The sequence below is a fragment of the Acinetobacter sp. CE-15 genome, from assembly GCF_051059255.1.
Lineage (GTDB): Bacteria > Pseudomonadota > Gammaproteobacteria > Pseudomonadales > Moraxellaceae > Acinetobacter > Acinetobacter guillouiae.
Genome location: NZ_CP192737.1, coordinates 3,977,101 through 3,998,198, shown reverse-complemented (window position 1 = coordinate 3,998,198; position 21,098 = coordinate 3,977,101). Strand labels below are relative to the sequence as shown.

Sequence of the window (21,098 nt, the reverse complement as noted above, 5' to 3'; positions counted from 1 at the left end):
TCCTATATGCTCAACTTATTCAAGTTACGTTTTCTGCCATATACCAATTGAACAATTGCACGTGTTACTGTAATTGCAGTAAACATTGAGCAAATAATACCAATCATCAGCGTTACAGCGAAGCCTTTGATCGGACCTGTACCAATAGCAAACAGAATAAATGCAACCAAGAATGTGGTTAAGTTTGAGTCGAGAATGGTGTTATAGGCTCGATCATAACCGGCAATAATGGCCTGTTTGGGCGAGGCCCCCCAGCGCATTTCTTCTCGTATTCGCTCACAGATCAGTACGTTGGCATCGACCGCCATACCAATGGTGATTACGATACCGGCAATACCTGGTAAGGTCAGTGAAGCCCCGATCCAAGACATGATGGTGAGAAGCATTGCCAAGTTAATCACCAATGCTACATCCGCAATTAAACCAAATAGACGGAAGAACACGATCATCCAGATTGCAACAAGCAGGAAACCAACTTGCGTTGATAATACGCCTTTGTCGATGTTCTCTTGCCCCAAACTTGGACCAACAACACGTTCTTCTACAAAGTACATTGGTGCAGCTAAAGCACCAGCACGTAACATCAATGCAAGTTCAGCCGCTTCTTGAGGAGAATCTAAACCGGTAATACGGAAAGATGAACCTAAAACAGCTTGAATATTTGCAGCATTGATCACCACAGATTCAGTATATGGTGTGCGTACTTCTGTCATCGCACCTGTAACTGGATCAGCAACAGAGGTGATTTTTTGTTTATTTTCAATAAACAAAACCGCCATACGTTTGCCAACAGCAGTACGGGTTGCGTCTGACATCAACTTACCACCAGCAGTATCTAAAGTAATATTTACTTCAGCGCCACCACTATCTTGGCTAAAACCACTTGATGCATTTTGTACACGTTCACCCGTAAGGATACGGCTGCGATTTAATAATAGTTCACGACCACTGTCCAAAGATTCGTAAGCAAAAACTTCAGTACCTGGTGGTAAAGGTTGACCATTATATTTACCTGTGAAACGGTCAATATATTGATCATTTAAATCAGACACTAAACGGAATTCAAGGTTTGCAGTACGCCCCAAGACACGTTTAGCTTCGGCAGTATCTTGTACACCAGGCAATTCAACCACAATACGGTTGCTACCTTGGCTTTGTACCAATGCTTCAGCCACACCTAACTCATTAATACGGTTACGTAAAGTGGTTAAGTTTTGGTTAAGTGCATAAGATTGAATATCTTGCTTGGTCGCATCGTTATAAGTCAACTTAAGCGTAGAACCTGTATCCGTTGCTAAAGCTTGTTGATTGAACTTATTCCCATCACGACGTAAAAAGTCCATTACCGCTGCACGGTCATCATTATTTGCAAACTGAATCGTAATGGTATTGTTGTTCAATGAAAGACTATTAAATTTAATCTTATTGTCACGGAACTCACGACGTAAGTCTGTTGCTGAGGTTTCCATACGTTGTGCAATAGCTTTGTCCATATCTACTTCAAGTAAGAAATGAACACCACCACGTAAGTCCAAACCAAGCTTCATTGGCTTAGCGCCAATTTTTTGCAACCACTCAGGTGTGGTTGGTGCAAGGTTTAATGCAACGGTATAGTTCTCACCCAAACCTTTGCTGAGGACATCTTTTGCTTTTAACTGTGCTTCAGACGTATTTAAACGCAGAAGGGCAGCATTGTTGGTGAAGGTATTATCATGACTGCTAATATTTTCACTTTTTAAAATTTGCTCTGCTTTTTGTATGACAGACTGATCAATTGTGGTACCAGCCTTGGCACCAGAAATTTGAACAGCAGGTTCGTCAGGATACAAACTCGGCAGCGCATATAATGTACTGATCACTAGTACCACTAGAATCAATATATATTTCCATGCAGGGTAACGCATTCGCTTTCTTCTTAAAATGAAAAAGTCGTGCTAAGTGCACGACCGTTTTATGATTAAAGGTTATTTAATGTGCCTTCAGGGAGTACTGAAATAACACTTGCACGTTGAACTTTGACTTCATTTCCTTTACTTAATTCAACCACTGCAAAGTCGCCATCAATTTTTAGGATACGACCCATTAAGCCGCCTGCAAAGACAATTTCACTGCCAACACCTAAGCTTTCGATTAAAGTGCGGTGTTCTTTTGCACGTTTTGCTTGAGGACGCCAGATGAGAAAATAAAAGATTGCAACAAATACTACAATCATCAATATGTTTGCCATCATGCCTGGGCCTTGTGCAGGCGCTGCTGCAGCGTGAGCAGAAGAAATAAATAAGCTCATTCTAATTTCCTAATGTTAAAAATTATCTGCCATTTTCATGGCTTTTAAATTGACTTGTTCAGCAATTTACCTTGTCTTGGGTTTCAGCGCAAATACTGTTGAATTAATCTTCAATTCAACTTTATATTGGGGCATTAGTCAGCAGGACAAGGAGGAACTTCTAAACCGCGACGTTGATAGAAATCAGTCACGTATTCATCAAAAGTTCCCTGATCTAAAGCATCACGAATATCTTGGGTAAAACGTTGGTAATAACGTAAATTGTGGATCGTGCCCAACATCGAACCGAGCATTTCACCGCATTTTTCTAAATGGAATAAATAAGCACGAGTGAAGTTGGTACAGGTATAACAGTCGCAATGTGGATCCAGTGGACTTTGATCATGACGATATTGGCTGTTACGAATCCGAACCAGACCATCTGTAACAAAATAATGACCATTACGTGCATTTCGAGTTGGCATGACACAGTCGAACATATCGACACCGCGACGGATTGCTTCAACGATATCTTCTGGTTTACCCACACCCATCAAATAACGTGGTTTATCTTCTGGCATTTTTGCAGGCAGATAATCCAAAACTTTGATCATTTCTTCTTTTGGTTCACCGACAGATAAACCACCAATCGCAAAGCCATCAAAATCAATTTCTTTAAGACCGTTTAAAGACTCTTCACGAAGGTCTTCATACATGCCGCCTTGAATGATTCCAAACAATGCGTTTCTATTTTTTAAAACATCGTGATGTTGTGTTTTACAACGCTTCGCCCAACGTAATGACAATTGAAGCGATTTCTGTGCTTCTTCATGGGTCGCTGGATATGGCGTACATTCATCAAAAATCATCACAATATCTGAGTTCAATGTATGTTGAATATCCATTGAAATTTCAGGAGATAAAAAGACTTTTGAACCATCAATAGGCGAGCGGAAAGTAACCCCTTCCTCTTTGATTTTACGCATAGCACCCAGACTGAAGACTTGGAAGCCGCCTGAATCAGTAAGAATCGGTTTACCCCATTTCATAAACTCATGCAAACCGCCGTGTTCACGGATAACATCTAGTCCAGGACGTAAATAAAGATGGAAGGTATTGCCTAAAATAATTTGTGCTTTGATGTCTTCGATATCGCGTGGCAACATGCCTTTAACTGTGCCATAAGTTCCCACAGGCATAAACACAGGTGTTTCAATCACACCATGTTCTAAAGTTAAACGACCACGACGAGCACGCCCCGACTGACCTAATTTTTCAAACTTCATAAATAACCTAAATCTGGCGAAAAAACAGTTCGCTGATTGATAATTGCAAAAGGGGGCTATTTTCCCTGATTTTATGGTCGAATACCAGTCATGTTGTTTTTCATAATGTTAAATTTAAAATTATTGATTTAGCGGCTTGAACATCAACAGATTGATAGGAGAATCATTTTTTTATCGTTGAATAATTATTTTTGAATATCAAAGTCTTATTTTTATGCTGCTCAAAAGCGAATAGTAGTTCGCTTTTGAGCTTAGATTTGGACAAGATAGAAAATTAGTCTTTTGCCTTACGACCGATAATGATCAAGGCGATAACTCCCAGAATCATGATGAATATTCCATAATGATTCCAAAAATTACGTTGCATTTTATTTTCTTGGTATTCAGGGTTTTTACTTAAGGTTGAAATGACATCATCAGGTAATTCATAAAACGTATCTGGTTCTGCATCGGTCATGCCGACTAAGGTGCAGTCCCATGTTTTGACATCTGCCCATAAGATCCCAAAGTGACTACATTTATACCCTGCATTTAAACTTTTAAGATCTTCATATTGACTTAACAGCTCTTGTGGAAATGGGCCAACCTTAAACATTTCATCGCCTGTATTGAAAACTAACAGGCCTTTCGCTTGAGCAGGGGCTTGCCAAAGAAAACACAGACATAACATCATGAATAATTTTTTTAACATTAGATTTACTCCAATCTTTAGATTGTCTTTTTATTAAGTTGATCATTTTAAGTTGATCGTTTTGTTCTAAAAATAGTCATTTTTTAGCGGTTTGAAAATATCAGAAAATGATCAAAATGTCATTTTTTATGTTGAAAATAAACAGGATTATGACTGAATTTTTTATTCAAATTTCCACATGGTGATTTAGGTAATATGTTTCGAGTCAAATATACTCAATCGCCATAATTAATTCCTGATCATGGCTTAAAAGCTGATCCAAAAAAATTATTGAATTTATCAAACTGATTTAGCACTTGTTCAACCTTGGCAATCCGTTGTTCTAAACTTCCTGTTAAAGCGATGTATGGAATCCGACGTTGTTTGAGATCGGCAATAATTTGTTGATGAAAAATAGCTCTTTTTTGTGGGCCGCTACGATCCCAAGTATCGTCATAAGCAATATCATCTTCACACAAGAAAAATAAGTCATAGCGCTGTGCATTTTCGAGTGCAAGTTGTTTGAGATGTTCCGGTAATCGTCCATGATAATCCATACAAAACATCGCTGTGGTTATCGCGTTGGTATCTACAAATAAATAACGGTTTGCATCTAAAGTGGCCTGATCTTCGTAGGCGATATGACGATCTGCAATAATGTTGAAATCCTCAAAACCGATACGACGATCCACTTGGTGGCTTTCCCAATATTCACGTCCATATTCTGGGGCAAAAGTTGTTGCATACTTTTTCGCAAGTGCTTCAACCAGAGTCGACTTGCCTGTAGACATGGCACCGACAAAGACAACTTTGCTAATCAAATCCGCATAGACACAGTTGGGAATAAATTTTCGATTTTGAAAGGCATTTGCTCGAATCATTGTAGCGGAGATCGGCACCTGTAAACGTGACTCATCCACTCTACGATCAATTGCATTGAGTGCTGTGCTGACATGCTCACCATAAAATTCACTACTATAAAAATGCGAAATTTTCACACCATTGAGCTTTTGAATGATGTAATTTTCTTGTTCTATTTCAAACGCCCGATCATTGGAATAACCCTCAGGCCCATCCCATGCTTCAATTACATGAATTTGAGGAAATAAATCACGGATCCATTGGGCGCGAATGTTTAAGGGGATAGTTGTAATTGAACTTTGATAGATCAATACATACAGCTCATCTACCTCTTGTAATGCTGTTTCAAATACATGCACATGACCTGCATGTAAGGGTGCATATTTACCGAGTGTTAGTCCGATTTTTTTCATAGTTTTTAAATTCAATAGGATGAGTTTGAATAGTTTTGTGCAAGTTTGTTCCAGTTATAGTAGCCATAGATGGCATTGATCAGAAAGGCCGACCACATCAATAACATCATTGCACCATCACCACTCCCATCAATGGTTCGGATCGCCCACATTAAAATACTGAAGATATTTAAAGTAATATAAAACCACCATTGCTCTTTAAAACGCAGCAACATCAAAATCGTTGCTGTGATTGCAAGGATATTGGTGGTTGCATCTATATAAGGCGTATTTTGAGTGGGAATTTGGGCAAGCAGATAACCGAGTATCGCAATACAACCTATATTGCTCAGGATGATCAAAATCAAATATGCCTGCCGAAGGGTATAGGCCTGTTGTAATTGTTTTTCTTTGGTATGTTGCTGCCAAAGTAGCATGCCGATCAAAGCGGTTGGGACAAAGAATAAGAGATTCAGTCCCATTTCGCCATAAAGCCCGTTGTTATAGCAAATCCATGCATAAGCACAGCTATTAAATAAACCAAAACTATAATTGAGAATATTGCCTTTTGCTGCTAATACCACACAGAGAATTCCGCTGAGTAATACCACGAAATTAAACCATGTATCTTGTTGAACTAAGGTAATGATACAGCCGATGAAAATAAAACTAAAAAGCCAAATAATCTCAAATACATTCCAGTTTTTGAAAAGAATGTGAAAGAGGGAGGGGGAAAAGAGTTTCAACATAGGGTTTGTAATTCTAAATAATGCTGTTGGTGTTATTTGCTGGTAATTTATACCCGATTTAAACCCTACAGACGATTTGAAATTTCAGTTTAATCTGCATGAAGGGACTGGATTGTTGATCATTGTTTTTACCAAGCCTGTTGATAAATCCATTGTGATTATTTATTTTTTACGTATTTATTCAAGTAATTGATCAAAGAACCTTCCCAATATTTCTTTGGGAAGGATGGGTTTTTCTAATAATATAGAGTAAAGCTTAGTTAAAATTAGGCTTGTAATCAAAATTCTGAGTGACCACATTGTCGGAAAATGGACGAATTGTTTTCTTTGCCAAAGTAATGGTATTGATCATATTGTTTGGAAAAATTTCGATGGTGTTATTAAATTCTTCAACATTACGGTTAAAGATAGTGATTGCTGCACCGACATTTTCATTTTGTTCTTGAATATCATCCATCATTTTTGCATACAAAGTATCCGCTTTGAGTTCAGGATAATTTTCAACAACCACATTTAAACTTTTCATTAAATCTTGATTGAGTTTTTCAACATGTTGCAGTTGAGAAACATCAGTATTGTTCAAGTTTAGATTCAAAATTTGCTGACGTAACTCGGTCACTTTTTCCAAAGTTGATTTTTCAAACTGTGTATATTGTGCCAAAGTTTGCTCTAAAGTTTCCAGTGTTTTTACTTTCTGGCGTTCAAAGTTAGCAACTTCAGCCCATGCGCGTTGTGTCGCATTGAAATAACGCACAATGTTATTTCTGACCAGAATACCCCAAACGATCAGAACAATAAAAATCCCAATAAATATGATTAAACCCATTTTGATTATTCCTTTTGATTTATGAAATCAAGTTTAGCATGCACTGTTTAAATTTTTCATATTCAGGCATGGTTAATGTTCTTAAATGTCCACGAAGTGCTGAAATATCCTGAAGCTTTTGTTTTTTACGACGAATGCGAAAGAGATCTTGATCTCCCATATAGCACAGCATATTTTCTTCAAAATGATAAACAATATCACCTGAATAGTGTTGAAAAAAATCACTTAATTTTAAGGTGATACTTGGACTAATGGTACGGGCAAGTTGATGTTGATCATAGCCAAAAATATATAAATTTTGACTGACCAGAATATCCGCAGTTTTCCATATTTGGGTATAGGGCGGAATAAATTCATGATGTTTATTACTGGCGGCAAAGCCGAGGGCGGGTAATTGAAAAATAAAAGCACCCCATTGGTTTTTATGAGTTTCCTTAATTATCTGTTTTTCACCCTGGGTATTGGGCAGTGAAAACTCATCGACATAATGATACTGAAATAACATCACATGATGTTCTTGTTCACCATCAAACCATTTGGTGGATGCAAATTGTTCAATCTCATTCAACACATTGCCTTGCGAAAACAACGGAAAACTTTGTTTTAACTTGCTCATGACCAAAAAGCTATTGCTTGTTGTGGAGATATGACTTGGGGTTTTATTAAAATCTAACTCGTAGCGGAGAAACATCATGCGCTGTTCTAAAAAATTGATGACTTCATCAATTGGATCGCTTTGCTCATAAATTAAATAAGCAGCAAAACAGCATAACAAGGCTGCTAATAGACTCAGTGGGTAGGGAATATAGTGATGAATCAGCCAACCAAAAATTGCAGTCAGTACCCCAATCATAAACAGCAGTCTGGGGATGAGGTTATGAAAAAATAACTCTCTACATTCTCCCCACGGATGTAAGCCATCTAAAATATCTTGTGCAGATTGAGCCTGTTGTCCAATTTCCCAAAGCCGAGCGATATTGCGCATCACATGTTTATTTTTTCTTGTGCGTAGGTGAAGTAATCGCTCAACGGTTTCTATAGGCATGGCAAATAATCATGATTGAAGTCTATTAAAGTTCGAATTCCAGATTGATCAGTATGCGATAAATTATTGTATCGACAAAGTAAATTGTTTATTTTTCAACTTTATTTGTCGCATAATGAGGCTGGACTTCTTGTAGAATCGTGATCAGTGAATCTTTAAGCTGCTCATAATCAGGCATGTTCATACTTTCAAGTTGTGCAGCCAAATCATAGACAGTTTGAACTTTATCGACTTGCATCTGCGCTTTGGTAATATGTGTTTTAAACAGCCAGCACAAAGAAGGGCGCTGGGCTTGAACATAAAAATCACCTTTAAAATAAGCCATGGCTTGATCAAGCATTAATACATGATTTGGTGTAAAAAAATTGGCAAGTTGCATTTCATTTGTACCACTTAATTGGTACTGATTGTCGAAACGAATATCCCCACTCGACCATTTTACCCCAAGACGGCAGGCTCGATTTTGTTTAGATGAAATACTGATACCTTGAGCAGGGAAGTTTTCTAGAATGATCCCCCATAAATCATAATGACGATATTCAGTCTTTTTTTTGCCTTCTGAATCACGCGTTTCGACTTCATCCACATAATGATAATTAAACAGCATATATGGATAGTTGATGCCGTTGACCTGCCAAGCGCCATAAATGCAATGGCCAATCGTATTTTCATGATCCCCTAATCCAAATAACGGGAAATTATAAGGAGACTCAATATTTTCATCGAAGGCATTGGGATAGAAGCGGATTTGATATTTCGCTTCTAGGTTCTTTTGATGAGCATCTTCAACCAATTGATTGAGGGCTTTTGTCGAAGTGCGCTTATAGAAAGCAAAAGCCACACTCACACCCGCAACCAGCAAGAGTATCGGGTGGGTAAAAATAGCCAGTACAAATAAGCCAATCGCGATCGCGATAAAAAGCCAAAACGTATAATTTTGAATAGATAGACTCGGATCATCTTGCCAATTCTTTAAACTTGCAATGGTCTGTTCAAAATTCTGATTTGACGAGAGTAACTGATTGATCGCATGGATATTGTGCTGAGTCTTGCCATTGTTGGCGTGTTGTTGACTAAAGGCATTTTGAATTTTTGTGAGTAAATCATTCATCTTTATTCATTATTGTAGCAAGTGCTTAGATGCCTGATTGTAACGAAAAAATGATTTTGAATGCAAAGTGTGGTGTCTAAACCACACTGTGCATATTGATATGCTGACTAAGCAATAATTTTTAAATACATTGTGCTTCGTTGGATCTAGTCATTTGCATTTTCAATCAGCATTGCATCGCCATAACTAAAGAAACGATATTTGCTTGCAACAGCATGTTGATATGCGTTCATAATATTGTCACGGTTGGATAATGCAGATACCAACATTAACAAGGTAGATTCTGGTAAATGAAAGTTGGTGATCAAGCGATCAACCACACAGAATTGATACCCTGGATAAATAAAGATTTGCGTATCGCCTGTCCATGCGGCAATTTTTCCACCAGACGCTTGTGCTGCACTTTCTAAGGCGCGTGTTGCTGTCGTTCCAACGGCAATCACTTTGTTGCCACGTGCTTTGGTTTCTTGAATCAATTTTGCGGTTGCTTCAGGCACATCACACCATTCACTGTGCATGATGTGATTTTCGATCTGATCTGTACGTACGGGTAAAAATGTTCCAGCACCCACATGCAAGGTTACAAACGCTTTATTTACGCCTTTTTGCTCTAATTTTTCTAATAGGGCTTGGTCAAAGTGCAAACTTGCTGTCGGTGCTGCTACGCTTGCTAATTTGGTTGGATCGTTAAACACGGTTTGATAGCGTTCTGTGTCAATGGCTTCTGCTTCACGGTTAAAATAAGGCGGAATAGGCAATTGTCCGTATAAATCTAAAACTTGCAAAATAGGCTGAGAAAATTCCACCACAAATAAGTTTTCATGACGCCCTGTTACCGTCACTTTAACTTCATCTTTGCCAATAAATAACTCAGCACCTGCTTTAGGCGAATTACTGGCTTTGATATGACAATGTGCAATGGTCTGATCAAAAATACGTTCAACCAAAACTTCAATAGCACCACCAGAGGCGCGTTTACCTTTTAAACGTGCTTTCATCACTTTGGTATCATTGAGTACCAATAAATCGCCTTCATTGAATAAATCAAAAACATCGGTGAAGTGAAGATCTTGGTATGAACCATCTGCATTGAGATGTAAAAGGCGAGAAGCGCTACGTGCTTCAAGTGGGTAGCGCGCAATGAGTTCGTCGGGAAGTTCGAAATTAAAATCGGAGAGTTGCATCATGAGGAAGAAAAACTGACATTTGGGATTTAAAAACTGCCGCTAGTATAGTCGTTTTTCAAATTAATGGCTGAAATTGATGTTTTATAATCCAAAAAAACCAGAACTGCCTTAAAATTAAACAAATGTGAAAACTTGTCGTTGACAAGAAAATGAAACGCGCTATTATACGCACACAACCTCTCCCGAGGTGGTGAAATTGGTAGACGCGGTGGACTCAAAATCCACTGTCAGCGATGACGTGTCGGTTCGAGTCCGACCCTCGGGACCATATATTATGGAAAGCCTTCAAGCATATTTAGACTTGAGGGATTTTTTTATTGACTGAAATTAGTGCTATCAAAAACTAAGAAACCCAATAACAACGCGAATGCTTTAAAAAAGAAAAAACTGATTTTGATCAGTATGACGCAATTAATAGATTGGCATTTAAATGATGGTTTCGATGCTTAATTAAAATTACGTAATTTCTAGTGTTCCTTCGATCCCTCTTTAATGACGCATTTTTATAATAAATATCAGTATGCGATAAATAGCACCTGATCACTTAACAACGATAGTTAATATTTTTAATTTCAATCATTTAAAACTTAACCAAAGGTGTACATATTTCTTGCCTATAGGAAAATTAATTAGTTATAGTTAAAAGTATTTTAAATAATTTGAAAATATTTTATTTTTCCCGCTATTTTGAAAAATAACTAAATGATCTCAGTGCGGCTTATCCAGTAAAGAAGATTGGTTTTATTTAAGGAAAATCAAGGACACACCATGAGGATACAGAAATCATAATCGGAGTAAAATTATAATGAATCTAAGTATTATGATCATCATTGGTTTAATCGTGTATTCGATAGCAGCCATGACTTATGTATACCGTTGGCGAGGAAAAGCACGTTATGACTCACTCTCACAATATTTAAGAAAAAGCTGGCCTATATTTGCACCATTTAATTGTGTTCTGTATATGACGACACGCAGTTTTGCAAAAAAGCCAATATTAGATGCTGATTTTTTGGAAAATATTGAAGTGCTTAGAGCCAATTGGACAATTATTAGAGATGAGGCTATAGCATTAGAGTCATCAGGTGTGTTTGAAGTGATCAAGACACCTGGAGCAGACGGTTATTATGATGTTGGTTTTCGCACTTTTTACAAACGCGGTTGGAGTAAGTTTTACTTAAAATGGTATGGAACAACGCATGTTTCCGCGCAAAGATTATGTCCCAAGACATTGGCATTACTTAATCAAGTTCCTGCTATTCGCGGTGCCATGTTTTCACTGTTACCAGCGGGTTCTGAACTGAGCTTACACGCAGATCCTATCGGTAGTAGTTTTAGGTACCATCTCGGTTTGCTGACACCCAACTCTGAAAATTGCCAAATTAATATTGATGGGCAAACCCGTACTTGGTTTGATGGTAAAGATTTTGTCTTTGATGAAACCTATCCTCATTTTGCATATAACACAGCAAATTCAGCGCGTTTAATTCTGATGTGTGATGTTGATCGTCCGATGAATATATTCGGACGAATTTTTAACAGTGCTTATCGTATTCTTGTTAAAGGAACCGTTGTTCCAAACACGCCTGAAGATAAAAGAGGGGTGTATAGTGCGATTTTTAAATTTTTTGCGCCATTTAGACAGTATTCAATACAATTCCGTGAAAAGCATTTCAAGACATATAAGATACTCAAATTCATTTTAAATTTAACGCTGCTATCTCTGATTTTTATGTTCTTGTATGGTGTGGTTTATTTATTTGAAATGCTCTTTTTAATGAATTAAAAATAACGTATTTTCTCACTCATTTAAGGGATATCCTTGCTCTGGTTGATGCCGAATTTTACTGTTTTGTCTTTTAACAGCGACTTCTATATCCTTAAGCTTGGTTATAGACGCCAATAGGTTGATATCTGATTCATGAATTTGATCACCATGTTTTAAAGTATTAGTCTATATAAAACGCTTCGTTTTTTCTATTTAAATCATAAAAATATATAAAGCTGTAACCGACTACTTATGTTGAAAAAAATGTGAAATTTATCGAAACTTTCACCCCATTGTTTTTATTTGGTTGTATTGCTGTTATATTGTTTTATGTGAACATTTGTAAGTGCTCTTCCAAGGCTGTATTTTACATTCTGTCTTAAGTTTTGATGTATTTGGAAGAAATTGATATTTAAAAGTGGGCGATTTAAATAACTAGCGTGTTAACTGAAAGTGCAAATGAGGTAAACATGAAATTAGAATTCTTAGAAGCTCATCAGACCGAACAGCTCAGTGCTTGTCGACTATCGCTGATTTTAGGGGTCTATACCTCAAATAATAAAATTGAACGCTATTTACGTGTAGCGCGTGCGGTTCTCAATGTCGAAAATGCTTTTTTTACTTTTCATAATGAGCCTTATATTTGGGTTGCAAATGAAAATGGTGATTTCAAAGCTGCGTCAGTTCCGCATAAATTGAGTTTATCGCCGTATTTTGGCAATCAGCTCATCGTTTCAGAAACCCATAAAAATTATGAAAAATTCTCACAATATATGGCTGAAATTGGGATAAAACACCAACGCTTATTGTGCTATGACTTTAAGTTAGAAGATGATGATTCTATTGCACATGTTTATTTTTATGATGATAAAGATACAAGATTTACAACTAAGCAGCAGGCTTTATTAGAAGAACTTAGCTCAGGTTTAGTGACGATTTTAGCGCGTAAATCTGAATCTCAAGATTATTATGAGTTATATGAACAAGAACGCGCTTTAAATTTTAGTAAGACCAAGTTTTTCCAAGTCATTGCACATGATTTACGTGCGCCGTTTCATGGGTTAATTGGCTTTTCGGATGTTTTAGCAAACGAACGAGAAACATTAACTGATGACGGTATACAGGATATTGCAGATTATCTGCATGATACCTTGCAATCAACTTATTCCCTACTTGAAAACTTGCTCAATTGGGCGATGGCAGAAGGTGGGCGCTTTGTTTATCACCCAATTAATTTTAAATTAAAACAGACCACAAAGATCGTTTACGATGTGCTTAAGCCTTTGGCAGTCAATAAAAATATACAACTGATTGAAAATGTTGCTGAGGATTTAAGCGTTTTTGCAGATATGAATATGGTGACCTCGGTAATTCAAAATCTGGTTTCAAATGCCTTAAAATTTACCCGTACTGATGGTTCTGGAAAAGTTTCCATTGTTGCGCACCCAGTAGGGAAAAATATAGAAATTATTATTCATGATACTGGTTTGGGAATGACGCAGTCGCAAATTGAACAACTGTTTGAACCACAGATTAAAGCCAGTATAAAAGGTACCATTGGAGAACGAGGAACAGGTTTAGGGCTGGTTCTATGTAAACGGTTTGTGGATCTCAATCATGGAAAAATCTCTGTAAGCTCTAAAACAGGTGAGGGAACGACTTTTATTGTTGCGTTACCCGCTGCAAAAAACACCCATCAAACTTTGGTTTGTCCTGAAATCAAGCAAGATAAAATAAAAATTTCATAATTCTATATTTGAATAATTTAGATTGATTGTGGTTGGTGGTTTTTTGAGCTTTGTTTTTTAAGAAAAGTACAAAAACCTCCCTAAATGTAAAGCAAACTGCTATAAATAACTTGATAAAACATAAGTACAGGCTTTTCAATGAACATTGAGCAATTGCAAAAAACATTACATGCAAGTCAGTATGCAGAACAAGTATTAAGTCTACATCAAGCCACTTTAGAACATGATTATGCAATTGATCAATTTCAACAATCGCTCAGTACTGCACAAATTCAGCAACTCGTTTATGATCATTTAGTCAATATACAAGATGAAAATACGTGGATGAAAGTCTTACGTATTCTTCGTGCACGCTTAATGTTTCGCTGGATTTGGCAAGATGCCAACCAACTGACCAATGTGGTGAAGTTGACAAGAGAACTGTCTGATTTTGCAGATGCCTGTATCGTTGCAGCAAAAGATTTTGCCCGAATTCCTTTGCTGGCAAAACATGGCGAACCGATGGGGTATAACGGTAAGATTCAAGATTTGATCGTCATTGGGATGGGCAAGCTTGGCGCACAAGAGCTGAACTTATCTAGTGATATTGACCTGATTTTTGCCTTTGATGAACAAGGTGAAAGCAATGGGCGTAAGTGTATTGATGTACAGCAATTTTGCATTTTGTGGGGGCAAAAACTGATCTATTTATTGGATCATATTACCGCAGATGGTTTTGTATTTCGTGTGGATATGCGTTTACGTCCTTGGGGGGATGGTTCAGCATTGGCAATAAGTCATGTGGCTTTAGAAAAATATTTAAGCCAGCATGGGCGCGAGTGGGAACGTTATGCATGGATTAAGGCGCGTATTATCACCGGTGGGCAAGACGGTGATAGTTTATTAGACATGACCCGCCCCTTCGTTTTTCGTAAATATGTAGATTACACCGCTTTTGAAGCCATGCGTGAAATGAAAGCCATGATTGAACGAGAGGTGGCTCGGCGTAACATTGCAGATGATATTAAGCTGGGCGCTGGTGGTATTCGTGAAGTTGAATTTATTGTGCAGGTTTTTCAGCTGATTTATGGCGGAGCAAAATTAGAATTACAAGACCGCCAATGCCTTGTTAGCCTAAAACATTTGGGTGAGGCAGGCTTACTCGATCATCAATCTGTTGAGGATCTTGAAGATGCCTATCTATTCTTACGACGTGTAGAGCATGCTATTCAAGCTTTGAATGACCAGCAAACACAATCTTTACCGACAGAGCCTGAACTTCGTCAGCGAATAATTGATACCTTGGGTTTTGATGATTGGGATGCTTTTATTGATTTTCTCAACCAAAAGCGCAGCAAAGTGACTTTTCAATTTGAGCATTTGATTAAAGAAAAAGGGCTAGATTCTCCAATTGAAAGCTTTAGTCAGTTGGAAAGCCAGCTCAATGAAATCTTAGACAGTAATGCTCAAAATCTGATTCATGAGTTTTGGTATGGTCATGCAATCAAGAAACTGCCTGCTAAAGCTGTACAGCGTTTAAAAGAATTTTGGCCGCATTTGGTTGAAGCAGTTTTACAGTCAAATAGTCCGCAAGTGGCTTTAATGCGATTGATGCCGTTGGTCGAATCTGTAATGCGCCGTACTGTGTATTTGGTGATGCTGATTGAAAGCAAAGGAGCGCTGCAACGTTTGGTCAAAATGGCCACAGTCAGTCCATGGATTTGTGAGGAATTGACACATTATCCAGTTCTGCTGGATGAGTTTTTATCCATGGATTTTGAACTGCCTCGACGAGATTATTTGGAAGATTCGCTACGCCAGCAATTACTACGTATTGAAATCGATCAAGTTGAAGATCAAATGCGAGTATTGCGCTTATTTAAAAAATCCAATGTGCTTACCGTTGCCGCAAGTGATGTGCTAGCAGAAAGCCCATTGATGAAAGTTTCGGATGCTTTAACAGATATTGCAGAAGTTTCTGTGATTGCGACATTAAATTTGGCTTATCAGACGGTTGCCAAGCGTCATGGTTATCCTGTCGATGCAGAAGGTCTACGTTGTTCATTAGATCACATGGCCTATGCTGTGATTGGTTATGGCAAAGTAGGCGGCATTGAACTGGGCTATGGTTCAGACCTCGATTTAGTTTTTATCCATTATATGGATGAGCAAGCAGATACCGATGGTCAAAAAGCCATTAGTGGTTTTGAATTTGCCATGCGTGTTGCGCAAAAATTTATGTCTCTGATGACCACACAAACTTTAGATGGTCGAGTCTATGAAATTGATACCCGTTTGCGCCCATCTGGTGAAGCAGGCTTATTGGTCACCAGTTTAAAAGCATTTGAACAGTACCAACTCAAAAGTGCCTGGTTGTGGGAACATCAAGCAATTGTTCGCGCACGCTCAATTGCTGGTGAGCAAAGTCTAAGAGCAAAATTTGAAGAATTGCGTTGTAGGGTTCTCACATTACCGAGAGAAGAAGAAACGGTTCGCAAAGAAGTCTTGAACATGCGCCAGAAGATGAAAGATCATTTGGGTTCCTCAAAAGATCAGAAAAAAGATGGAATTTTTCATCTAAAACAGGATGCAGGTGGTATCGTTGACATCGAATTTATGGCACAGTATGTCGTATTAGCCTGGAGTGGGACGAATCCTGATCTCGCCCATTATTCCGACAACGTACGAATCCTTGAAGATGCCGCAAAGGCAGGTTGCTTATCCAGCGACGATGTATCCGCATTGATTCAAGCTTATCTCAGTGAACGCGCCGAGAGCCACCGTTTGGCACTTGCAAATCATAATATGCAAGTGAGTGCTGCGGATTGGCACGATACCCGAGAGGTCGTTTGCAAGTTATGGCAAAGATTAATTGATCCAACAGCGAGTTTCGCTTTGGAAAGTGAATAATTGTGTAAAAATTTGGAGTGTGCGCCATGAATTTGGCTGATCGTGATGGTTTTATTTGGCAAGATGGACAAATGGTTGATTGGCGTGAAGCTAAAATTCACGTCTTAACTCATACATTACATTATAGTATGGGTGTTTTTGAGGGTGTCCGTGCTTATGAAACACCTAACGGTACTGCGATTTTCCGTCTCCAAGACCATACAAAACGTTTGTTAAATTCTGCAAAAATTTATCAAATGAAAGTTCCATTTGATCAAGCAACTCTTGAACAAGCTCAAATTGATGTTGTCCGTGAAAATAAATTGGCATCATGCTATTTACGCCCAATTATTTTCATTGGTTCGGAAAAATTAGGTATCGCTGCAACTGATAATACCATTCATGCGACAGTTGCTGCATGGAGCTGGGGTGCTTACCTTGGCGATGAAGCAATGGCAAAAGGTATTCGTGTTAAAACCTCATCATTTACCCACCATCACCCTAACGTGACCATGTGTAAAGCCAAGGCTTCAGGTAACTATACCTTGTCTATTCTTGCACACCAAGAAGTGGCACATTCTGGTTATGATGAAGCAATGCTTATGGACCCTCAAGGGTATGTATGCCAAGGTTCAGGTGAAAATGTATTCTTAGTCAAAGATGGTGTACTACATACACCAGATATTGCTGGCGGTGCATTGGATGGGATTACGCGTCAAACAATTATCACCATTGCAAAAGATATGGGTATTGAAGTTGTTGAACGTCGTATTACCCGTGATGAATTCTATATTGGTGATGAAGCATTCTTTACCGGGACTGCTGCTGAAGTGACGCCGATCCGTGAATATGATGATCGTGAAATAGGTTCAGGTGCTCGTGGTCCGATTACTGAGAAGATTCAAAAAGCATTCTTTGATGCTGTTCAAGGTAAAGATCCAAAATATGCACATTGGCTGACTTATGTAAAATAAGTGGCTGCATGCTAAAAAAGGATTCCGAGTGGAATCCTTTTTTTGTGCTTAAATTTGAGTATTGAAAGAATTGAAAGAAAAATTCAAATGCTAAAATTAAGCTTTAAACTCAACAATACTATTGATTAAACCTGATAAAAATCTCGATACCAATCTACGAATTGCTTGACACCATCATCAACAGATACCGATGGTTTGTATCCGACCATCTGTTCTAAAGCACTGCTATCCGCAAAAGTATCTGGCACATCGCCCAGTTGTAATGGGAGTAATTCTAAAATGGCTTCTTTGCCTAAAGCTTTTTCAATGGCATGAATATATTCAATCAATTTTACTGGATTGTTATTGCCGATATTGAAAATACGGAAAGGCGCATAACTGGTCGATGGATCAGGATTTCTGCTGTCCCAGTTTGGATCAGGTTGTGCAATTTGATCACTTGAACGAATCACACCTTCCACAATATCTGAAATAAAAGTGAAGTCGCGGGTATGGTTGCCGTGATTGAACACAGGAATAGACTTGTTTTCAATAATGTTCTTGGTGAACTTAAACAAAGCCATGTCTGGACGGCCCCAAGGACCATAGACAGTAAAAAAGCGTAAGCCTGTTGTCGGTAAATTGAAGAGATGGCTATAACTGTGCGCCATGAGTTCATTGGCACGTTTGGTTGCCGCATAGAACTGTACAGGATGGTTAACACCATGTTTTTCACTAAATGGCATGGTGGTATTCGCACCATAAACACTACTGGTACTGGCATAGGTTAAATGTGGCGTTTTGGCATAACGGCATGCTTCAATAATATTGGTAAAGCCAATTAAATTACTTTCCACATAGCTCAATGGATTTTCTAATGAGTAACGGACACCAGCTTGTGCAGCCAAATGAATCACCCGATCAAATTGATGATCTTGAAAACATTGATCAACGATTGCTTTATCAGCAAGATTGGCATGAATAAAAGTGAACGTTTGCTGGGTTTGTGCTGCCGTATCTTTGAGAACTGCTAATCGGGCTTGTTTTAATGCGGGATCATAGTAATCATTCATATTGTCAAAGCCGACAACATCATCACCACGCTCTAAAAGTTTTTTTGCAACATTAAAGCCAATAAAACCTGCTGCACCTGTGACGAGGACTTTCATTCATCTGCTCCGAAAATATCTCGTGTATAGACTTTATCTAATACATCACTTAAGTCATTAGAAACTCGATTAGCAATAATCACATCACTTTGCTGTTTAAATTGTTCTAAATCATTGACGACTTTGGATTTAAAGAACTCATCTTCTTGTAAAGTCGGTTCATAGACAATCACTTCAATTCCCTTGGCTTTGATGCGTTTCATCACACCTTGGATTGCCGACGCTCTAAAATTATCTGAACCACTTTTCATCACTAGACGATAAATACCAACTTTATTAGGGTTACGTGCGATCACCGAGTCTGCGATAAAGTCTTTACGCGTACTATTTGAGTCAACAATGGCTTGAATCAAATTACTTGGAACGTGATTATAGTTAGCTAAAAGTTGTTTGGTGTCTTTCGGTAGGCAATAGCCACCATAACCAAATGACGGATTGTTATAGTGATTACCAATACGTTGATCTAGACAAACACCATCAATAATTTGATGAGTATCTAAGCCAAAAATTTGCGCATAGGTATCCAGTTCATTGAAATAGGCAACGCGCATAGCGAGATAGGTATTGGCAAATAACTTAATTGCTTCAGCTTCAGTTGCGTCGGTAAATAAAACAGGGCTATCCTTTTTGATGGCGCCTTCGATCAATAAGTCAGCAAACAGTTTAGCGCGATCAGATTTTTCCCCAACAATAATACGGGAAGGGTACAAATTGTCATGCAATGCCTTTCCTTCACGTAAAAATTCTGGAGAAAAGATAATATTTTCAGTGTGGAATTTTTCTTTTAAGCTATTGGTGAAGCCGACAGGGACAGTTGATTTAATCACCATCACTGCATTTGGGTTGACCTCTAAAACTTGTTGAACCACGCTTTCGACACTTTGCGTATTAAAATAATTGGTTTTGGTGTCGTAATCCGTTGGGGTCGCAATAATCACAAAATCTGCATTGCGATAAGCTGCTTGATAATCTGTCGTAGCTGTAAAATTTAATGATTTTTCTTTTAAAAATAATGAAATATCCGCATCTTGAATGGGTGATATTTTATTGTTGAGCAAGTTAACCTTAGATTCTAAAATATCTACTGCAACAACTTCATGATGTTGTGCAAATATCATTGAATTGGATAAGCCAACGTAACCTGTTCCAGCGACTGCTATTTTCATAAAAACCTAATATAGAAAATGTGCTTGCAAAAGTTGTATTCAATTTCACTGAGATTTCATTTAAAGATTGCTCAATAAAATATCGAACAATTAAAATGACTATGCTCAATGTAAATTGTTAACGCATCATAGCATATTCTCATGAAACAAATTGTTCAGCATATGCAATCGAATACAGTAACTTGGCGATGGTAATGGTATGATATGGGGATTGCTCAGGTGGAAGATTGATGCATGCAGGTCAATGAATCAAATTTACAGTCGAATTTAGTTGAATCAGAACAGAATATCGTTTTGTGTATGAAGTGGGGCAGCAAATATGGTGCTGATTATGTCAATCGCCTATATAACATGGTCAAACGACATACCACAATTGATTTCCAAATGGTCTGTTTGACTGACCGTACAGAAGGTATTAATCCAGAGGTTCAATGCTTTCCAATTCCGCCGTTAGCATTGCCTGAAGGAAGTCCTGAACGAGGATGGAATAAGTTATCGACTTTTGAACCTGACTTATATGGTTTAAAAGGCAATTTATTATTTTTAGATCTTGATGTGGTCATTGTAGACAATATTGATGACTTCTTTAGCTATCCGGGTGAATTCCTCATTATTCACGACTGGAAACGTCCTTGGCGTGTGACTGGCAATAGTTCAGTTTATCGTTTTAAGTTAGGTACTTTTCCTGACATCTTGCCTTATTTTCGTGAAAACTTTAAAGAAATTAGTCATAAATTTCGAAATGAACAAGAATATCTGTCTTGGTATGTTGATCAGCAGCAAAAACTCAGCTACTGGCCAAAAGATTGGTGTAAGAGTTATAAATACCATTGTTTGCAAAAGTTACCGCTTGCTTATTTCAAGCCACCAGTTAAGCCACAAGATGCCAAAATTATTATTTTCCATGGGGAAATTAATCCACCTGATGCCGTGACTGGAGGTGGAGGTAAATGGTACCGCTATGTGTTGCCTTCAGACTGGATTAAAGACGCTTGGCAATAATTTTATTTAGATGATTAGAACATTTGAGAAC

At 38.0% G+C, this 21,098-nt stretch carries 17 protein-coding genes and 1 tRNA gene; 6 read left to right on the top strand and 12 right to left on the bottom strand.

The window, feature by feature from the left end:
* Positions 1–2 precede the first annotated feature (2 nt).
* The 10 genes from secD to queA form a co-directional block, all read right to left on the bottom strand.
* Positions 3–1,904 carry a protein translocase subunit SecD gene (gene secD / locus ACQ7EO_RS18300; RefSeq protein ID WP_004723158.1) on the bottom strand — a complete coding sequence of 634 codons (1,902 nt, stop codon included), beginning with the start codon at positions 1,902–1,904 and terminating at the stop codon, positions 3–5.
* Between the two features lie 53 nt (positions 1,905–1,957).
* Entirely contained in the window at positions 1,958–2,287 is a 330-nt protein-coding gene (gene yajC / locus ACQ7EO_RS18295) for a preprotein translocase subunit YajC (RefSeq protein ID WP_004723156.1), read from the bottom strand.
* 134 nt (positions 2,288–2,421) lie between these two features.
* Positions 2,422–3,552, bottom strand: a complete 1,131-nt coding sequence (gene tgt / locus ACQ7EO_RS18290) for a tRNA guanosine(34) transglycosylase Tgt (protein ID WP_004723155.1) — start codon at positions 3,550–3,552, stop codon at positions 2,422–2,424.
* Positions 3,553–3,826: 274 nt separating this feature from the next.
* A complete protein-coding gene (locus ACQ7EO_RS18285; RefSeq protein ID WP_434278285.1) occupies positions 3,827–4,243 on the bottom strand; it encodes a hypothetical protein in 417 nt (138 codons plus the stop codon).
* A 239-nt stretch (positions 4,244–4,482) separates the two neighbouring features.
* Positions 4,483–5,496 (bottom strand): AAA family ATPase, encoded by a 1,014-nt coding sequence (locus tag ACQ7EO_RS18280; RefSeq protein WP_434278284.1) that lies wholly within the window; start codon positions 5,494–5,496, stop codon positions 4,483–4,485.
* Positions 5,497–5,507: 11 nt separating this feature from the next.
* The gene (gene pnuC, locus ACQ7EO_RS18275; RefSeq protein WP_434278282.1) at positions 5,508–6,224 is read right to left on the bottom strand and encodes a nicotinamide riboside transporter PnuC; all 717 of its coding nucleotides are present in this window, start codon (positions 6,222–6,224) and stop codon (positions 5,508–5,510) included.
* 256 nt (positions 6,225–6,480) lie between these two features.
* Positions 6,481–7,050: a LemA family protein gene (locus tag ACQ7EO_RS18270; RefSeq protein WP_004723147.1), complete on the bottom strand. Its 570-nt coding sequence runs from the start codon at positions 7,048–7,050 to the stop codon at positions 6,481–6,483.
* A 19-nt stretch (positions 7,051–7,069) separates the two neighbouring features.
* Positions 7,070–8,095 (bottom strand): hypothetical protein, encoded by a 1,026-nt coding sequence (locus ACQ7EO_RS18265; protein WP_096733038.1) that lies wholly within the window; start codon positions 8,093–8,095, stop codon positions 7,070–7,072.
* Between the two features lie 88 nt (positions 8,096–8,183).
* Positions 8,184–9,206 (bottom strand): hypothetical protein, encoded by a 1,023-nt coding sequence (locus tag ACQ7EO_RS18260; RefSeq protein ID WP_434278280.1) that lies wholly within the window; start codon positions 9,204–9,206, stop codon positions 8,184–8,186.
* A 146-nt stretch (positions 9,207–9,352) separates the two neighbouring features.
* Positions 9,353–10,390 (bottom strand): tRNA preQ1(34) S-adenosylmethionine ribosyltransferase-isomerase QueA, encoded by a 1,038-nt coding sequence (gene queA, locus ACQ7EO_RS18255; RefSeq protein ID WP_434279633.1) that lies wholly within the window; start codon positions 10,388–10,390, stop codon positions 9,353–9,355.
* 184 nt (positions 10,391–10,574) lie between these two features.
* Between queA and ACQ7EO_RS18250 the strand changes: the two genes are divergently transcribed.
* From ACQ7EO_RS18250 to ACQ7EO_RS18230, 5 genes are all read left to right on the top strand, one after another.
* Positions 10,575–10,661 (top strand) — tRNA-Leu (locus tag ACQ7EO_RS18250).
* Between the two features lie 537 nt (positions 10,662–11,198).
* Positions 11,199–12,179 carry an aspartyl/asparaginyl beta-hydroxylase domain-containing protein gene (locus tag ACQ7EO_RS18245; RefSeq protein ID WP_434278278.1) on the top strand — a complete coding sequence of 327 codons (981 nt, stop codon included), beginning with the start codon at positions 11,199–11,201 and terminating at the stop codon, positions 12,177–12,179.
* A 452-nt stretch (positions 12,180–12,631) separates the two neighbouring features.
* Positions 12,632–13,909, top strand: coding sequence for a sensor histidine kinase (locus ACQ7EO_RS18240; RefSeq protein ID WP_004819037.1), 1,278 nt, complete (start codon positions 12,632–12,634; stop codon positions 13,907–13,909).
* 138 nt (positions 13,910–14,047) lie between these two features.
* Positions 14,048–16,798, top strand: coding sequence for a bifunctional [glutamate--ammonia ligase]-adenylyl-L-tyrosine phosphorylase/[glutamate--ammonia-ligase] adenylyltransferase (glnE, locus tag ACQ7EO_RS18235; protein ID WP_239046458.1), 2,751 nt, complete (start codon positions 14,048–14,050; stop codon positions 16,796–16,798).
* A 26-nt stretch (positions 16,799–16,824) separates the two neighbouring features.
* Entirely contained in the window at positions 16,825–17,751 is a 927-nt protein-coding gene (locus tag ACQ7EO_RS18230) for a branched-chain amino acid transaminase (RefSeq protein ID WP_004723137.1), read from the top strand.
* 125 nt (positions 17,752–17,876) lie between these two features.
* On the opposite strand, the gene ACQ7EO_RS18225 is transcribed toward ACQ7EO_RS18230, so the two are convergent.
* Both ACQ7EO_RS18225 and ACQ7EO_RS18220 read right to left on the bottom strand, forming a co-directional pair.
* The gene (locus ACQ7EO_RS18225) at positions 17,877–18,899 is read right to left on the bottom strand and encodes an NAD-dependent epimerase (protein ID WP_434278275.1); all 1,023 of its coding nucleotides are present in this window, start codon (positions 18,897–18,899) and stop codon (positions 17,877–17,879) included.
* On the bottom strand, positions 18,896–20,065 hold the full coding sequence (locus tag ACQ7EO_RS18220; RefSeq protein ID WP_434278272.1) for a nucleotide sugar dehydrogenase: 1,170 nt from the start codon (positions 20,063–20,065) through the stop codon (positions 18,896–18,898). Before ACQ7EO_RS18220 ends, ACQ7EO_RS18225 begins: the two co-directional genes overlap by 4 nt.
* 234 nt (positions 20,066–20,299) lie before the next feature.
* Here ACQ7EO_RS18220 and ACQ7EO_RS18215 point away from each other — a divergent pair, with 234 nt between their 5' ends.
* Positions 20,300–21,067 carry a hypothetical protein gene (locus ACQ7EO_RS18215; RefSeq protein ID WP_004723130.1) on the top strand — a complete coding sequence of 256 codons (768 nt, stop codon included), beginning with the start codon at positions 20,300–20,302 and terminating at the stop codon, positions 21,065–21,067.
* The last annotated feature ends 31 nt before the right edge of the window (positions 21,068–21,098 follow it).

Excerpts from the sequence above, each read along its gene's own strand:
- glnE (WP_239046458.1), top strand. The coding sequence starts at position 14,048 with ATGAACATTGAGCAATTGCAAAAAACATTACATGCAAGTCAGTATGCA.
- ACQ7EO_RS18215 (WP_004723130.1), top strand. The coding sequence starts at position 20,300 with ATGCAGGTCAATGAATCAAATTTACAGTCGAATTTAGTTGAATCAGAA.
- tgt (WP_004723155.1), bottom strand. The coding sequence starts at position 3,552 with ATGAAGTTTGAAAAATTAGGTCAGTCGGGGCGTGCTCGTCGTGGTCGT.
- queA (WP_434279633.1), bottom strand. The coding sequence starts at position 10,390 with ATGCAACTCTCCGATTTTAATTTCGAACTTCCCGACGAACTCATTGCG.
- ACQ7EO_RS18265 (WP_096733038.1), bottom strand. The coding sequence starts at position 8,095 with ATGCCTATAGAAACCGTTGAGCGATTACTTCACCTACGCACAAGAAAA.
- ACQ7EO_RS18285 (WP_434278285.1), bottom strand. The coding sequence starts at position 4,243 with ATGTTAAAAAAATTATTCATGATGTTATGTCTGTGTTTTCTTTGGCAA.
- ACQ7EO_RS18280 (WP_434278284.1), bottom strand. The coding sequence starts at position 5,496 with ATGAAAAAAATCGGACTAACACTCGGTAAATATGCACCCTTACATGCA.
- ACQ7EO_RS18220 (WP_434278272.1), bottom strand. The coding sequence starts at position 20,065 with ATGAAAATAGCAGTCGCTGGAACAGGTTACGTTGGCTTATCCAATTCA.
- ACQ7EO_RS18260 (WP_434278280.1), bottom strand. The coding sequence starts at position 9,206 with ATGAATGATTTACTCACAAAAATTCAAAATGCCTTTAGTCAACAACAC.
- ACQ7EO_RS18245 (WP_434278278.1), top strand. The coding sequence starts at position 11,199 with ATGAATCTAAGTATTATGATCATCATTGGTTTAATCGTGTATTCGATA.
- ACQ7EO_RS18240 (WP_004819037.1), top strand. The coding sequence starts at position 12,632 with ATGAAATTAGAATTCTTAGAAGCTCATCAGACCGAACAGCTCAGTGCT.
- ACQ7EO_RS18225 (WP_434278275.1), bottom strand. The coding sequence starts at position 18,899 with ATGAAAGTCCTCGTCACAGGTGCAGCAGGTTTTATTGGCTTTAATGTT.
- pnuC (WP_434278282.1), bottom strand. The coding sequence starts at position 6,224 with ATGTTGAAACTCTTTTCCCCCTCCCTCTTTCACATTCTTTTCAAAAAC.
- yajC (WP_004723156.1), bottom strand. The coding sequence starts at position 2,287 with ATGAGCTTATTTATTTCTTCTGCTCACGCTGCAGCAGCGCCTGCACAA.
- ACQ7EO_RS18270 (WP_004723147.1), bottom strand. The coding sequence starts at position 7,050 with ATGGGTTTAATCATATTTATTGGGATTTTTATTGTTCTGATCGTTTGG.
- secD (WP_004723158.1), bottom strand. The coding sequence starts at position 1,904 with ATGCGTTACCCTGCATGGAAATATATATTGATTCTAGTGGTACTAGTG.
- ACQ7EO_RS18230 (WP_004723137.1), top strand. The coding sequence starts at position 16,825 with ATGAATTTGGCTGATCGTGATGGTTTTATTTGGCAAGATGGACAAATG.